Raw genomic sequence first — 15006 nt, forward strand, 5'->3', positions numbered from 1 at the left:
GCCCGGTTATTCCCCACATGGTGAAATATATAGTTGCGGTGCCCAACCCCGATTTGTGCCAAGAAATCAGCGCGTAATCAGGGATTCCTCACCATCATGGACAAGCGTGGCGCAGGGCGTGAGCTGGCCCGGTCGGCCTGGGGTTTCTTCCGGGATTTCCGAACCCACGCCGGCGGCGATGGGCTGAAGGCCGCCATCCTGATCATGCTGGGCGCGGGACTGGAGGGTGTCGGCCTGGTGCTGTTGGTCCCGCTGCTGGCTCTGGTGGTGGGGGGCGACCGTGGGGGCTGGGCAGCGGCGCTGGCGGGGCGCTTGCCGTGGCGGTCCGCCGGCGACGATCCCCTGGTCCGGCTGCTGCCGTTGCTGGCCTGCTTCGCCCTGCTGGTGGGCCTGAGGGCGGTTGTGTTGTGGCACCGGGATGTATTGCTGGCCACCCTGCGCATTGGCTTTGTCGAGGCGCAGCGCACGCGGCTGGTGGCTCGGCTGGTCGCCGCACCCTGGACGCGGCTGTCGACCTTGCCGCATGCCCGGGTCAACCATCTGCTCAGCAGCGACATCATCCTGACCGGCGCCTGCGCCCATTTCATGCTTCAGGGCGCCACCTCCCTGTTTCTCCTGCTGGTGCAGTGGGGGCTGGCCTGCCTGTTCTCTGTCCCCCTGGCGGCCGTCACCGGTGCACTGTTGGCGGTGGCCACTCTGGCCCTGCTGCCGCAACTGGCGCGGTCGCGCCGCCTGGGGCGCGAGGTGGCCGATGCCAATCTGCACCTGGCCACCAGCGGCGCCCAATTCCTGGGGGGGCTCAAGCTGGCGCTCAGCCAGAACATGCAGCAGCGCTTCGCCGATGAGTTCAACGGCACCCTGGGCCGGCTGATGGGCCGCCAGGTCGCCCTGACTCGGGAACAGACCAAGGCGCAGTTGGCCTTCACCACGCTGGCATCCCTGGCGGGGGCCGCCGCCATCGTGGTGGGGGTCTGGGCGCTGGACGTGCCGCCGGCGGTGCTTATCGTCTTCGTGCTGGTGCTGGCGCGGATGAGCGCCCCGGCTGCCCAGTTGCAGCAGGGCGCCCAGCAGTTCGCCAACTTCCTGCCGTCGTACGAGAAGATCCGGGCGCTGGAGGCGGAGTTGGCTGACGCCGCGCCGGCGGCGGCCGAGATCGCGGACGGCGGCGCCTTCGCCGGCCCGCAGCCCATCCGCTTCCACCAGGTCAGTTACCGCCACCCCGGCGGCGACCGGGGCGTGTTCGGCCTGGACTTGGCCCTTGAGGCCGGCAGCTTCGTTGGTGTGACGGGCGCCTCCGGTGCCGGCAAGACCACCTTCGCCGATCTGTTGGTCGGCCTGACGGCGCCCGATACCGGCACCATCACCGTGGGCGACCGGACCTTGGCCGGTGCCGCGCGGCGGCAATGGGCGGCCGCCATCGCCTATGCGCCGCAGGACACCTTCCTGTTCCATGACAGCATCCGCGCCAACCTGGCCTGGGCCAACCCCTCGGCCAGCGAGGCGGACATGCGCGCCGCCCTTGGCCTGGTGGGCGCCGGCGCCCTGGTGGACCGTCTGCCGCAGGGTCTGGACACGGTGGTGGGCGCCCAGGGCGGCCTGCTATCGGGCGGGGAGCGCCAGCGCCTGGCCCTGGCTCGCGCGCTGATGCGTGAGCCGCCTTTGCTGGCGCTGGATGAAAGCACCGGCGCCATCGACATCGCGGGGGAGCGCGCCCTGCTGGCCGGTCTGGCGACGCTGCCGTGGCGGCCCACCATCGTGCTGATCGCCCACCGGCGGGAAAGCCTGATGCTGTGCGATCGCGTCCTGGAATTCGCCGAAGGTCGTGTCATCGCCGACCGCCAAATGGGTGCGCCCGCCGCTCAGGCGTCGGCCCACAGGGCGCGGTAGCTGGCGGCAATCGCCTCCACCCGCCGTAGGCCGGCGGCCAGGTTCGGGATCTGGGTGGCGCGGCGCGATGCCTTGGGCAGGGCCGCCAACGTGGGGATCAGGGCCTCCATGTCGGCCACCACCCGGGCATGTCCCGCCTCCGCCAAGTGGCCGAAAGGGCCGGTGGCGTCGGCACTGAGGAACAGGGACGGCACACCGAAGGGTACCGCCTCCGCCGCCACGCCGGAGGCCAGTGACACCACAGCGTCCATATGGCGCAGCAGCGCCGGCAGCGGCAGGGCCGAGGCGGGATCGATGCGGATGTTCGGGCCGCTCAGCGCCAGCAACCGGGCATGGCGCCGGTCGTTCCCCCGCCCGGCGGCGGGGTGGCGGCGGATCCACCAGCGCCAATCCGGTGGGCCCGCCGCGATGCGGTCGGCCACAGCATCCCAAGTCGCGGACGGACCGGTGGTCTGCAGGGCCACCAGGATATCGCGCTGGGCGTCGCCGGCGGCGGCCTGGCGGAACCGTTCGTCCCAGGCCCGGGTACGCGGATTGGCATCGTCGAGAAAGGGGCCCAGGCGGGGATGGCCGCCGGCCAGGGCCTGGTGCCAATGCCCATCCGCCCAGGCGCTGATATGGGCGGCATCGGCCGGGTCCCAGGTCCAGAACAGCGCGGGCAAGGTGGTGTAGCCTTCGGTGCCAGCGCCCGCCCAGCCATAGGCCTTGTGCCGCCCGCCTTGGGGGCAATGCTGCACATCCACCGACAGGATGCCGCGCCGCCGGCAGGCGAGCGCCAGGGCGGATCCCAAGCCGGCATACCAGGTGGTGGTGAAAGACAGGCGCGGCTGGGCAATGTCCAGCACCAGGCCCAAGGCCTGGGCCCGGGCGCGCAGCCCCACGGCCCGCTGCGCCAGGCGTTCCGGCCGCAAGGATGGCGCCGGCACCCCCTGGCGGGCCAGGAAGTCCACCACCTCAGCATGGTCCGGCAGGTCCAGCGGCGCGCGGACCAGCGGGGCCAGCGCCTGAGCGGCGCTTGTGATCAGGTCGACCGCCAGGGTGGGCCGGCGCCAGGGCGTGCGCCGGCCGGGTTGCAGGTGCAGGCAGCGCGCCCCGTCGTCCTCAAGCACCGCCATGAGGGGTTCGCCATAGCGATCCTCCCAGGCGCCGTCGATGCGCTCCACCGACACGCCGTCGCCCAGGAACAGGATGTCGGCCCGGTGGGGCCGAAGGATGACGTTGTCCCGGCGTCCCAGTGTCGCCAGCGGGTGGGCCAGGGTGCGCAAGCCGCGCGCGACCCGGGATGGCTGGCCGGCCTCAGGGTCGGCCACATGCTGACGGTAGAGGTCAAGGTACAGGTCCATGCGCGCCGGCGGCCACAGATGGGCGTCGCCACTGGTCCAGCGGCTGACGGCGAAGCGTGCCTCGATCTCCGCCACCAGGGCCAGGTATTGGGTGTGGAGGGGTGTCGCCATGGCCGCCTACCGGGCCGCCAGCTCATCCATGCGCGCCTGCCACGCCGCTTCGATCTTCAGGCGCATCTCATCCCACATGCTGTGGGACTCCCGGGTGGAGCGGGTCCAGGCGCCTTTCAGCCGGTCGGTTTCATTGAAGCGGTGGATCTTGCGCCGCGCCTCCAGCCCCTCCAGTGCGCGGCCCAGGGGGCTGGCCAGCAGCCACTCCCCGGCGCGCTTCAGGGCCGTGGTGTAGGGGACGCAGTTCAGGCTGCCTAACGGCGCCCCCACGGCGTTAGGCAGCCAGTCGGCTGTCCAGGCGTTGGCATCCCGCACCGTCTCGTACACGTCCGGGCCATACAGCGGGATCATCTGGCACAGCTCCTGTGCGTCATATAGGCTGCGGCGCGCCAGGGGCAGGGCCGCCAGCGACAGGAAGGTGTTGGGGCAGAACAGGCCGTTCGCCAGCTTGGCGTCCATCAGGGCCAGCAGGCGGCAGAAGGCGCGCGTGCGCCACATGGTGCCGGCGTCGGTGACCAGCAGGAAGTCGATGTCGCCGTCGGGGGGGAAGTTGCCGGCGGCCAGAGAGCCCGTCATCGCCACCATGCGCACGTTGGGCAGGCTGGCCAGGAAGCGGGCATAGCGCCGCGCGGTCGGCCATTGCCGGCGCGACAGCTCCCGCCGGGTACGGCGGATGGCGAACAGGTCGGTTCGGCCGCGCAGGGCGTGATAGATGCCGTCCGTTTCCAGGTGGCGGGCCAGGGCCGGGCCGCCCAGCGCGTGCTGCACGTCGCCCGGCGTGCAGCGGATGCCATGCAGGTAGCGGTGGATTTCAGGCGCGGACACCGGGAAATGGAAAATATCCCGATAGGCGATCGTCGAGTAAATCGCCGTTTCCAGTTTATTCATCGTAAGGACGATGGTCATGAAATCCCCTGTCGGCCAATCAATATTGGCGTCCGTGCATTCGGATTATTTATTTTAAAAGGCGCATTGTTTATTTTATTTATGCTGGATATGCTGCGCCATCGATGTTTGATTTTTGGTGGGTCATGGCCATCCGACACAAGGTCGTCCTTTACAACCCCGCGGCTGTCTTCCACACCATGCCGCTGGGCCTGCTGGCCATCGGTTCCAATCTTGATCCCGCGCGCTTCGATGTGCGCATCATCGACGCGCGGATCGAGGCGGACCCCTTGGACGCGGTGCTGCGGGCTATCGACGGCGCGTTGTGCTTCGGCGTCACCATGCTGACCGGCCGGCCGCTGGGCGACGCGCTGGCCATGCTGCGGGCGGTGAAGCGGGCGCGGCCCGACCTCACCACCGTGGCCGGCGGCTGGCATCCCTCCCTGTTCCCGGTGGAGACGCTGGACGAACCCAGCATCGACATCACCGTGGCGGGGCAGGGTGAGCGCACCTTCGCGGAGATCATGGACCGTCTGGCCGAGGGCGATGATGTTGAGGGCATCGCCGGTGTCGCCTACCGCGACGGTGACCGCGTGGTGCGCACCAAGGCGCGGCATCTGGAAAGCCTGGACGCCTTCGCTCCGCCCAACTTCGACCTGATCCCGGTGGAGCGGTACTTCGAGCTCAAGGGCCGGCGGCAGCTGGACTATATCGGCTCCATCGGCTGCAACTTCCGCTGCGCCTTCTGCGCCGACCCCTTCGTCTATGGTCGCGACTGGAAGGCGACCTCGGCCAGCCGCATGGGGGTGGAGATCGAAGCGCTGTGGCGCCGTTATCGCTTCACCGACCTGAATTTCCAGGACGAGACCTACTTCACCCACCGCCACCGCGTGGCCGACATCTGTGAGGAGTTCCTGCGCCGGGGGCTGGACTTCACCTGGGCCGGCACCATGCGCGCCGACCAGGGCGTGCGCCTGCCGGACGAGATCTGGCGCCTGTGCGTCCGGTCCGGCCTGCGCCGCGTGCTGGTGGGGGTGGAGACCGGGTCGCACGAGATGATGAAGCGCATCAAGAAGGACACCACCATCGATGCCATCCTGGAGACGGCGGCCAAGTGCCGGCAGCACGACGTCGCCGTCATCTTCTCCTTCATCGTGGGCTTCCCGGAGGAGACGGAGGACCAGGTCGAGGCGACGCTGGGCCTGATCAAGACCCTGCGGGCCATGAGCCCAAAGTTCGAAACGCCGCTGTTCTACTACAAGCCCTATCCCGGCTCGGCCCTGGCCGCCGCCGTGGCGGACCAGACGCCGCGCACCCTGGACGACTGGGCGCGGTTCGATTATGTGGCGGGGCCGGCCGGCACCTGGGTGCCGCCGCATCTCTACCGCCGCATCGAGCGCTTCAAGTTCTACAACAAGTATGCCGCAGGCACCGCAGTCACGGGTCAGGGTGCCGGCCGTCTGCTGCGCCGGGTGGCGCGCTGGCGCATCGACCACGACGTCTACGCCGCCCCGGTGGAGAAGTTCCTGGTCCAGCATCTGCGCCCCGAACCCTCCCTATCCTGAGGCCTGTTCCGCGTCGATCAGCGGGGCACCGGCCGGCGCGTCCCGCGTCGCGGACTTGGGCCGCAGGGCCATTTCCCAGGCGCGCTCGAACCCGGCCGGCGACAGGGCGCGGCGCACGAAGGCGGCTCCCTTGCGCGCGGCGTCGGCCCACAGGTCGGCATAGGCCTCGGGCTGCGTCAGATAGGGCCCCCATTGATCCTCTGGCAGCGTCAGGGGATACCCCGGCGCGCGCAGGCCCTCCATCGCCGTGCGGTTGCCCAGCACGGGGCAACCCCAGGCCCAGGCCTCCGCCACCTTGGTCTTGATGCCGCCGGCCACCAGCGCCGGCACCAGGGCGATGCTGCCGGGCCGGTAGACCTGCGCCAGGTCGTCGGCATAGCCGTGCCAGTGCACGCCGGGCACATCGGCCAGGGGGCGGGTCTGGCGGCCGTGGATGTGCAGCGGCGTGGCCGGTTTCAGGCGCCACCATTGATCCAGCAGGAAATCGATGGCCGTGCGGTTCTGCAACTGCCGGTCGCTGCCGATGAAGACGAAGCGCAACGGCGCATGGCCGTGCCCCCACGGCTCCGCCCGCAGGGGCACGCCTGGCGGGATGGCGCGCACCACCGGCGGCCCCCCCTTGGACAGGGCGTCCGGGGGCGCGTGCCGGCACAGCATCTGCCGTTCCACCGGCGACAGCAGCACCGTAGCGCTGGAAGCCAGCATCACCTCCCGCTCCGCCGCCGGCAGGGTGCGGGCCTCATAGGCCGTCACCAGCCGGGCCAACGGCCCTTCCGCCAGGCGGCGGGCCCAGCGGGGGAAGTGCGGGCCGACATGGCCGGTTAGCAGGGGCAGGCGGTGATGACGCAGATAGGTCATGCGCCGGGACATCAGGTCGTCGAAATCGGTGACGATGTGCAGGTCGGGCAGGGCGCGGCGCAGGGTGCGCAGCAGGGTCTGGCAGCGCACGGTGTCGAGGTAGACGGCGTCGAACGCCCCCGCGGCGATGCGCGCCGCCACCCGTTCCGCTTCCAGGGGGCCGGCGTACAGCAGGCATTGCAAGGGCGGCGGGCGCCCGCTCGCCAGGCCCGCCAGCCAGGCGGCGGCGGCGCCCAGGCGGTCGGCCCTGCCGCCCTGCAGCACGGAATGCAGGGTGATCACCTCCACCACATGCTGGCGGCGCAGGGCCACCAGGATGTGGCCCATGATGGGGGTGCGGCCGTTGCGCTGGGCCAGGTCGCGGGTCGTCACGAAGGCGATCCGCAAGGCGGGTCTGGAATGGCTGTCCATGGGTCTACCTGAGGCGGGCGCATCCCATGTGCGCCTATCCCCAGGACGGATGGCGGTGCCGGTCTATTCCCCGGCGGGCGCTTTAATCTTGGTGGGCAAGTGATTCATGGCGCAGCAGAGGGCCAGCGGGATCCACAGGCCGGCGTCGACGAAGGTGTCCTGGTTCAGGAAGCTGAATCCTAAGGCCGCGGCGCTGGCCAGGCGGAAATAGCGGTGGAAGGCGTCATGCGGCCGGCCGCGGAACAGCTGGCGCCAGAAGAAGACAATGAACAAGGCGAAGCCCACCACCCCGGTTTCCGACAGCAGGCGCAGGAACAGGTTCTTGGCGTTGCCCTTTTCCGGCGAATTGGGGTCCAGCCAGCCGATGCCTTCCTTCGCCCCCTGGGTGAACAGCTGGGTGGTGAAGGCCCAGTCGGGGGCGTATTCGCCGAAATAGCGGTAGTTGTTGCCCAGGGACACGCCGAAGACGGGGTGGTCCAGCCAGGTCAGGCCGGCAGCCTCGGCCGCGGCGAAGCGGCCGGCCAGGGCCAGGGCGTCGGTGACGCCGGTGGCGACGTCCCCGCCGGCCAAGCTGTTGAGGTCGGCGGATTCCGTCAGATAGGCGACCGGCCCCATGACGTAGGTGGCGCCGGCGCCCGCCCCCAGGCCGCTCATGGCCACCACCGCGCCGCCGCCGGCTACCAGCACGCCCAGGAAGGTGGCCGCCGCCAGGATGCGGCCGCGCAGAGCGGCGAGGAAGACGCTGAGCCCCAGCATGGCGACGATGCAGGCGAGACCGAAGCGGGAGCCGGAGAACAACAGGCCGCCGATGGCGACGGCGAAGCCGCCGGCCAGGCGCAGGGCGTGGCCGGGCAGGGCCGGCAGCCCCACCCCCTCCTGCCGCGCCATGGCGCGGGCAATCAGGGCGGGGATCAGCAGCACGATGATCTGGGTGGCCAGCCACGACGGCTCGAACGTCATGCCTTGGGCACGGTTGACCAGGCCGTCGTAGCGCACGGCGATCAGGTCGGTGATGGCCTGGACGACGCGCAGCAGCTCCCCATGCTGGGCCATGGCCACCACCTGCACCCCTGCGAAGGCGATGGAGACGCCCATGCCGATGAACAGGAAGCGCAGGGTCATGCGGATGTCGGCGGCGTTGCGGATCTGCAGCCGGGCCACGACGTAGAAGGCCAGGCCCACGCCCCAGGTCAGCAGGGCGCGGACCAAGCTGTCCAGCGGCGTCTGGCCCTTGAAGGTGTCCGGCGGCTGGACCATCACGACACCCAGGCCACTGATGATGATGTAGAGAGTGAACAGGCTCAGCGCCGCGAAGCCGTCGCCCGCCAGCCGGGGCCGCTGACCCAGCACCAGCAGGCGGTAGGCGGCCAGGATCAGCAGCAATGCCGCCGGCACGATGGCCAAGGGTCGGGCCAACGTGCCGTTGCCGAAGGGCAGCAGCGGCGTGGCCGATACCGGCACGCACAACAGCAGCGCCTGCCATAGACGCCGTTCGATGGGCTGTAGCGGATCGGCTGTCATGATGGCGCCAGGGCGGGCCGCGCCACGGTCAGGGGCCGCAGGCGCAACAGATACACGAGACCCACGGCGGCCCTGAGGGCGCCGGCGGCCACCGAGGCGATGCAGGCGCCGCCCAGGCCCAAGCGCCAGGTGAGCCAGCTGCCCACCGTCAGGCTGAACAGGGCGGGATAGAGCTGCATGCGGAAGACGGCACCGCTGGCGCGATAGCCGCGCAAGGCGGCGCTGAACAGCGTTGCCGCCAAATAGCAGGCATAGGCCAGCGCCAGCAGGCGCAGTTCCCCTGAATGCGCGGCGTAGGCGCTGTCGCGGCCATAGAACATCCGGGCGGCCCAGGTGGGCGCGGCCAGGATCACCAGGAACAGCGGCCCGACCAAGCCGGCCGCCACCAATCCGCGCCGGCCCACCAGGCGCAGCAGGTCCGGGAAGCTCATGGTGTCGCGGGCGCGCGCCACCTCCGGCACCAGGACATTCTCCATGCCGAAGATGACGGGGCTGGCCACGGCCACGACGTTGGCCAGCGCCACCAGGGCGGCGGCCCCGGGCGCATCGTCGTGCCAGGCCAGCAGCCACAGGAACCATTGCGTGGACAGGGCCGCCAGCAGGTTGGCGCCCAGCACCGGCGCGCCCAGGCGCCAGTGGTCCGCCATTTCCGCCCGCAATCCGCTGACGGCGGCTTGCCCATTCCGTTCCAGGTGCCGGGCCGCAGGCAGCGCCGCCAGGGCCGAGGCGGCGGCGACCAGCAGGAACACCCCCCCGATGGCGAGGTTGGCGCGCAGGGCCCATACCGCCACCAGCGGCCCCAGGTAGCGCAGGGCGTCCAAGGCGATCAGGGGTATGTGCCGGCTCTCCGCCAGCAGGGCCCGCCGCACCACCTCCTGCAGTTGCCAGCAGACCAGGGCGGCCCCGGCGGCCGGCAGCAGGCCCAGGTGGCTGACGCTGGCCGTGGCGACGCTCAGCAGGGGCAGGAAGGCCAGGGCGCAGAGGGGCGTCAGCAGGAGGGCCACCGCCAGGGGCCGGCCGCCGGGAGCCGGCCGCACCGACAGGGGGTAGGTCACCAGCGCCTGATGCAGGGTGTTCAGCACCAGGATGAAGGACAGCACCACGGAGTAGGCCCCGTACTCCGCCGCCGGCAGGCTGCGGGCCAGCGTCACGTTCAGCGCGAAATTGCCGAAGCTGACGATGGCCTGATCGGCCAGCCCGCCGGCAAGTCCCAGCCCCGTCCTTTTCACTGATGCACCCGATGCGGTGAAGATCTTCGAAGTGGGGGCAGAGTGGTCCGGCAGCGCCTCGCGGGAAAGCACTATATTTTTCCGGAATTGGGGAATATCGGCCCGCCGCCATCCGTCGTTCTGCCAGGTTTCAGGCGATCGGGGGCGATGACGGTGGGTGTGGATACTCCAGATTTGGCATGGGCCGGCCGCACCGTCCCCGATGGCGCGTCCGACGGCGCCTGGGCGCCGCGCGGCCAGGGGAGCGATGGCCAGGGGGGCGACGGCCAGTGGGGCGACGGCCTGGGCCTGTTCCTGGGCCGCCTGCGCCGCCATTGGTTATTGGCCGCCATCCTGTTCCTGGCCAGCGTCGGCGCCTCCGTCGCGGCGGCCTTCCTGCTGCCCTCCTACTGGCGGGTGGAGGTGCTGGTGATGCCGGTATCCAAGAGCGGCGCCGGCTTCGGCAACCTGGACCTGGGCAGCGCGTCCGGCTTGTTGGGCGGTCTGGGTGGGTTGGGCGGCGTCGCCGGCCTGCTGGGTAAATCGTCCTCCTCCAACGAGGATGAGGCCATGGCCGTGCTCGGCTCTCGTGAGCTGTTCGACACCTACGCCACCCAGCAGGACCTGCTGCCCATCCTGTTCGCCAGCAAGTGGGACGCGGCGGCCAAGCGATGGACGGTGCCGGCTGACGAGGTGCCCACCCTGCGGCGGGGCTTCAAGCTGTTCAACCGCAGCATCCGTGACATCACGCTGGACCGGCGCAGCGGCATCGTCACGCTGGCAATCACCTGGAAGGACCGCGACCTGGCGGTGCGCTGGGCGCGCGACCTGATCGCGCTGACCAATGCGCAACTGCGGGACCGCGCCCTGGCCGACGCCAACCGCAACCTGGCCTATCTGCGCACCGCCATGGCCAACGCCCAGAAGGAAGGCAACAGCAACGCCCTGAACGCCGCCCTGGTCAGCGCCTACGAACGCACGCTGCAGAACTACATGTACGCGACGGGGCAGACGGAATTCGCCTTCCGCATCATCGATCCGCCCACCGTACCCGACGTGCGCGAGCGGGTGTGGCCCAACCGGCCCCTGTTCCTGGCCCTGGGCGTCATTCTGGGCGCCCTGCTGGCCGCCGGTGCTGCGCATCTGCGCGGCCGGGCATCGGGGCGCCGCTGACAAATGCGCGCGTCCAAGATCGCCATCCTGGTCCCCAGCTACAACGGCGGCACCCTGCTGGCCGAAACGGTGGCGTCCGCCGCCGGGGCCGGCCTGCCGCCGGACAGCTATGAGATCGTGGTGTGCGACAACGCCTCCACCGACGGCAGCGCCGACGCCCTGCCGGCCCGGGACGCGCAAGGGGCGGCCATCACCGTGCGCCGCAACGCCCGGAATCTGGGCCGTGTCGCCAATTGGAACCGTGCCGTCGAGGTGGCGGAGGAAATGGGCTTCGGCTTCGCCCTGTTCCTGATGGTGGGCGACCTGGTGCATAGGGCGGGCCTCACCAAGCTGCGCGACCGCATGGTGGCCGCCGGGGCCTGCCTAGGGATCGCCAGCTACGAGATCGTGGATGAGGCCTTGCGGCCCCAGCGGGTGGCACGCCGCATCCTGTGGCGGGGCGCCATGGGCCTGTCGGCGCAGGCCTTCCTGGTCCAGTCGCTGGCCAGGGGCGCCATGCTCTACGGTCCCCTGGGCGCCAACCTCTATTGGCTGGGTGGCGGCGCGCATCTGCGCTTCGACCCATCGGACGAAAGCCACACAGACCAGTTGGCCACCGCCGTCTTCACCCGCGTGGCTGGGGGCGGCGTGGTCTATCTGGACCAGCCCATTTCCCGCTGGCGGGCCCGGCCCGGCCGCTTCCACAGCGGCATGGAACCCCAAGGGCGGCTGGCCAGCGATGTGCGGGTCATGGAATGGGCCTGCCAGGCCGCCCGCGTGGCGCCCGATTACCCCAAGATCCGGGCCAGCCTGCTGCTGCGCGGCGCCTGGCTGACCCGGGGCGACCTCAGGGCCGCCTGGGCATGGTCCGGCGCCCTGGTGCCGGCCGCCCCCTCCTGGACCTGGTTATTCCGCCTGCTGTGCCGGCAGGCGTTCCACAAGACACCCTGGCTGGTGAAGGCCTGAAACGATGACGAAAAGAATTGGGGCGACGATGAGCGCGGGCCGGAAATGGGCCCGCCATGCCATGCTGGTGGCGGCGCTGGCCTCCAGCGTGACGCCGGGGTTGGCGCAGGCGCAGGGGCTGTCCCAACTGCTGGGCGGCGGCAATGGCAACGACCTGACGGGCGACCTGCTGCGCACGGTGCAGCAGCGGCTGACCGGCCAGTCCACCATTCCCTCCCTGCAGCCCGACGTGCAGGTTCAGAACCCCGCGGTTCAGCAGGGCCCCCAGGTCTATGGCCCGCCCTCGGCCATCGAGCGGCTGATGAGCGCCCGCGCCGGCCAGCCCATCCGCCAGTACGGCTATGAGGTCTTCGGCCGGGGCGCCCCGGTGGTGGTGCGGCAGAGCGGCGCCCTGCAGGACGGCTACATTCTGGGCGAGGGGGATGAAATCGTGCTGACCCTGCGCGGGCAGCAGAATGCCAGCTATCGCACCCGGGTGGACCGCGACGGGCGGGTGGTGTTCCCCGGCCTGCCGCCCGTCGCGGCGGCCGGCCGGTCCTTCGGCGGCTTCCGCGAGGATCTGGAGGACGCGGCCGGGCGCGCCCTGACGGGGACGGAGGTGCTGGTGTCCGTGGGCGCGGTGCGCCAGATCGCCGTGCGCGTGACGGGGGAGGTCAACGCCCCCGGCCTGTTCAACCTGTCCGGCCTAGCCACCGCCATGGATGCCCTGTCCCTGGCGGGCGGCATCAAGAACACGGGCTCCCTGCGCGACGTGCAGGTGGTGCGGGGCGGTCGCAGCTTCCGCCTGGACCTCTACACCCTGCTGATGGGGGATGCCGCCGGCCGCGACATTCCGCTGGCGGAAGGGGACCGCATCGTCGTGCCCTTGCAGACCAGCGCCGTGGCCGTTGTTGGCCAAGTGAAGCGCCCCGCCATTTATGAACTGCCGGCGGGCCAGCAGGCCACGCCGCTGTCGGCCCTGATGGCCATGGCCGGCGGGACGGAGGTGCGCGGCAGCTACCGCTATTCCATCCTGCGCACCCGCGACGATGGCAAGCGCGAGATGGTGCAGGTGGGTGCGGGGGGCGGCGCCACGGTCCATGACGGCGACGTGGTGTTCGTGGCGCCCACGGCCGACATCTCGCTGGCCAAGGTGGAATTGCGCGGCGCCACCACCCTGAACGGCAGCTATCCCCTAGAGACGGTGCGGTCCCTGCGCGGTCTGCTGGCCTCCAGCGACATGTTCACGCCCACGGTGGGGCGGCCCTTGCCCTACCTGCTGGCCGACGCCGTCATCCGGCTGGACCCGGCGACCCTGCAGCGCACGGTCATCCCCTTCGCCGTGTCCGACGTGCTGGAGGGCAAGGCCGACGTGGCCCTGCAGTCCAATGACGTCGTCTACATCACCAACGTGGCGGAGATGCGCTACATCGCCCACAAGGCGGGGGACCTGCAGCGCAACCCGACCCGCAAGGTGAACGACCATCCCGACCCGGTGGCGCCGCCGCCGGCGCCTGATGCCAACGCCGCCCTGCAAGCCCAGGCGGCGGCCTTGCCGCCCGGCCTGGCGCCTGGATTGGCGGCGGACCCGCGCGTGGCGCAGCTGGCGGCCCTGCAAGGCATCCAGCTGCCGGCCGGCCAGCCGGGCGGGGCCGGGCAGGGTGCTGCCCTGCTGGCCGCCAACCCGGCCTATGTAGCCTACGCCGCCAATCAGCTGGGCCAGCAGAACCCAGCGCTTCAGGACCAGGGCCCGCCCAAGCCGGAGGAAGAGCGACTGAACCCCGGCATCGTGGCGCCGCCGGACATCATTACTGCCCAGGACGGCAGCTCCGCCCGGGCGGATGACGACCAGGATCAGACGATGGCCCTGCCAGCCGGTGCCGGGCCTCTTGGTGTCGGCCCCTTGGGCGCCAACCAACTGGGTGTCAGCCAGGCCCAGCATTCCCGTCGGCCGCCCCTGCGCCTGTTCGTCGGCCTGGACGATGACACCCGCCGCCTGCTGGTCGGCACCCTGACCAACTACCACGTCACGGTGGTGGGCGAGGTCAACAGCCCCGGCGACTTCCTGGTCATGCCCGGCGCCACGCTGGACAAGCTGGTGCAGGCGGCGGGCGGCCTGACGCCGAAGGTGGATTTGCACGCCTTCGAGGTCACCTCCGCCGACATCGACAACGCCTCCGGCCTGTCGCGCACCGTGCGCCACAGCTATGGCCTGCCGGTGGCGCAGTTCGCGCAAGTGGCGCTGAAGCCCTTCGATCGCGTGCGCTTCAACCCCGTCTTCTCCGACCGTGACACCGGCGACGTCACCCTGTCGGGCGAGGTCAAGTTCCCCGGCGGGTATGAGATCCTGCGGGGTGAGCATCTGTCGTCCGTGCTGGCGCGGGCCGGCGGCTTCACGGATGCCGCCTATCCGGCCGGCGTGGTCTTCCTGCGGCAGTCGGTGGCGGAATCGCAGCGCGACACCCTGCAGAAGGAGGCGGACGCGCTGGAGCGCCAAATCATCTCCATCGTCGGCAATGTCAGCGGCAAGGTGCAGGTGACGGACGGGGAGATCGCCTACGTCACCCAGATGATCGCCCGCCTGCGCCAGGGCATCGGCCCCGCCAGCGGGCGGGTGGCGGTGCATGTGGACCCGAGGGAGATCGCGGCCCATCCGGAACTGGACCTGGTGATGGAGCCGGGCGACCAGCTGGTGGTACCGCGCCAGCCCAGCGCCGTGGTGGTCTCGGGTGAGGTCATGGCCCCGGGCGGCATCCAGTTCCGCGGCGACCGCAGCGTGGACGACTACATCGCCATGGCCGGCGGCATGACGGAGATCGCCGACGACGACCATGTCTTCGTGGTCCAGCCAGACGGTTCCGCCATCCAGGTGGACGGCGGCGGCTGGCTCTCCAGCCCGCCAAAGCTGGCGCCCGGCTCGGTCATCGTCGTGCCGCGCAAGCTGCGCCACTTCACCTGGGACAGCATCCTGATGGACATCATCCAGGTCACCAGCCAGCTGGCCATCACCGGCGCCTCGCTGGCCGTGATCTCAAAGTAGGCCCACGGGGAATAAAGGGCCCCCGGTTTCCGTCCTTGGGTTAAGGGCGGGCCGGGGGCCCGTTCCATTCTTCTTCCGCG

At 70.5% G+C, this 15006-nt stretch carries 10 protein-coding genes; 5 read left to right on the forward strand and 5 right to left on the reverse strand.

The window, feature by feature from the left end; all coding sequences use genetic code 11:
• Positions 1-96 precede the first annotated feature (96 nt).
• A complete protein-coding gene (locus FBZ87_RS26135) occupies positions 97-1887 on the forward strand; it encodes an ATP-binding cassette domain-containing protein (RefSeq protein ID WP_145613508.1) in 1791 nt (596 codons plus the stop codon).
• Here FBZ87_RS26135 and FBZ87_RS26140 read toward each other — a convergent pair.
• Positions 1860-3341 (reverse strand): hypothetical protein, encoded by a 1482-nt coding sequence (locus FBZ87_RS26140; protein WP_145613509.1) that lies wholly within the window; start codon positions 3339-3341, stop codon positions 1860-1862. The genes FBZ87_RS26135 and FBZ87_RS26140 overlap by 28 nt on opposite strands.
• A gap of 6 nt (positions 3342-3347) precedes the next feature.
• Positions 3348-4247: a nucleotidyltransferase domain-containing protein gene (locus tag FBZ87_RS26145; RefSeq protein WP_145613510.1), complete on the reverse strand. Its 900-nt coding sequence runs from the start codon at positions 4245-4247 to the stop codon at positions 3348-3350.
• A gap of 125 nt (positions 4248-4372) precedes the next feature.
• On the opposite strand from FBZ87_RS26145, the gene FBZ87_RS26150 reads away from it, so the two are divergent.
• Positions 4373-5791 carry a B12-binding domain-containing radical SAM protein gene (locus FBZ87_RS26150; protein ID WP_186454992.1) on the forward strand — a complete coding sequence of 473 codons (1419 nt, stop codon included), beginning with the start codon at positions 4373-4375 and terminating at the stop codon, positions 5789-5791.
• Here FBZ87_RS26150 and FBZ87_RS26155 read toward each other — a convergent pair.
• The 3 genes from FBZ87_RS26155 to FBZ87_RS26165 form a co-directional block, all read right to left on the reverse strand.
• A complete protein-coding gene (locus FBZ87_RS26155) occupies positions 5783-7060 on the reverse strand; it encodes a glycosyltransferase (protein ID WP_145613512.1) in 1278 nt (425 codons plus the stop codon). The genes FBZ87_RS26150 and FBZ87_RS26155 overlap by 9 nt on opposite strands.
• 63 nt (positions 7061-7123) lie before the next feature.
• Complete coding sequence (locus FBZ87_RS26160; protein ID WP_145613513.1) at positions 7124-8581, reverse strand: O-antigen ligase family protein; 1458 nt, start codon at positions 8579-8581, stop codon at positions 7124-7126.
• Positions 8578-9810, reverse strand: a complete 1233-nt coding sequence (locus FBZ87_RS26165) for a lipopolysaccharide biosynthesis protein (protein ID WP_145613514.1) — start codon at positions 9808-9810, stop codon at positions 8578-8580. Before FBZ87_RS26165 ends, FBZ87_RS26160 begins: the two co-directional genes overlap by 4 nt.
• Positions 9811-9957: 147 nt before the next feature.
• On the opposite strand from FBZ87_RS26165, the gene FBZ87_RS26170 reads away from it, so the two are divergent.
• Genes FBZ87_RS26170 through FBZ87_RS26180 form a run of 3 tightly spaced genes read left to right on the forward strand, consistent with a single transcriptional unit; the run spans position 9958 to position 14926 of the window.
• Complete coding sequence (locus FBZ87_RS26170) at positions 9958-10962, forward strand: hypothetical protein (RefSeq protein WP_145613515.1); 1005 nt, start codon at positions 9958-9960, stop codon at positions 10960-10962.
• A 3-nt stretch (positions 10963-10965) separates the two neighbouring features.
• Positions 10966-11907: a glycosyltransferase family 2 protein gene (locus tag FBZ87_RS26175; RefSeq protein WP_145613516.1), complete on the forward strand. Its 942-nt coding sequence runs from the start codon at positions 10966-10968 to the stop codon at positions 11905-11907.
• A gap of 28 nt (positions 11908-11935) precedes the next feature.
• Complete coding sequence (locus FBZ87_RS26180; RefSeq protein WP_186454993.1) at positions 11936-14926, forward strand: SLBB domain-containing protein; 2991 nt, start codon at positions 11936-11938, stop codon at positions 14924-14926.
• The last annotated feature ends 80 nt before the right edge of the window (positions 14927-15006 follow it).

This window comes from Nitrospirillum amazonense, from assembly GCF_007828035.1.
Classification (GTDB): Bacteria; Pseudomonadota; Alphaproteobacteria; order Azospirillales; family Azospirillaceae; genus Nitrospirillum; species Nitrospirillum amazonense.

Bases quoted from the DNA above. Each gene is read 5' to 3' on its own strand.
- FBZ87_RS26170 (WP_145613515.1), top strand. From the start codon at position 9,958: ATGACGGTGGGTGTGGATACTCCAGATTTGGCATGGGCCGGCCGCACC.
- FBZ87_RS26155 (WP_145613512.1), bottom strand. From the start codon at position 7,060: ATGGACAGCCATTCCAGACCCGCCTTGCGGATCGCCTTCGTGACGACC.
- FBZ87_RS26150 (WP_186454992.1), top strand. From the start codon at position 4,373: ATGGCCATCCGACACAAGGTCGTCCTTTACAACCCCGCGGCTGTCTTC.
- FBZ87_RS26140 (WP_145613509.1), bottom strand. From the start codon at position 3,341: ATGGCGACACCCCTCCACACCCAATACCTGGCCCTGGTGGCGGAGATC.
- FBZ87_RS26160 (WP_145613513.1), bottom strand. From the start codon at position 8,581: ATGACAGCCGATCCGCTACAGCCCATCGAACGGCGTCTATGGCAGGCG.
- FBZ87_RS26145 (WP_145613510.1), bottom strand. From the start codon at position 4,247: ATGACCATCGTCCTTACGATGAATAAACTGGAAACGGCGATTTACTCG.
- FBZ87_RS26180 (WP_186454993.1), top strand. From the start codon at position 11,936: ATGAGCGCGGGCCGGAAATGGGCCCGCCATGCCATGCTGGTGGCGGCG.
- FBZ87_RS26175 (WP_145613516.1), top strand. From the start codon at position 10,966: ATGCGCGCGTCCAAGATCGCCATCCTGGTCCCCAGCTACAACGGCGGC.
- FBZ87_RS26135 (WP_145613508.1), top strand. From the start codon at position 97: ATGGACAAGCGTGGCGCAGGGCGTGAGCTGGCCCGGTCGGCCTGGGGT.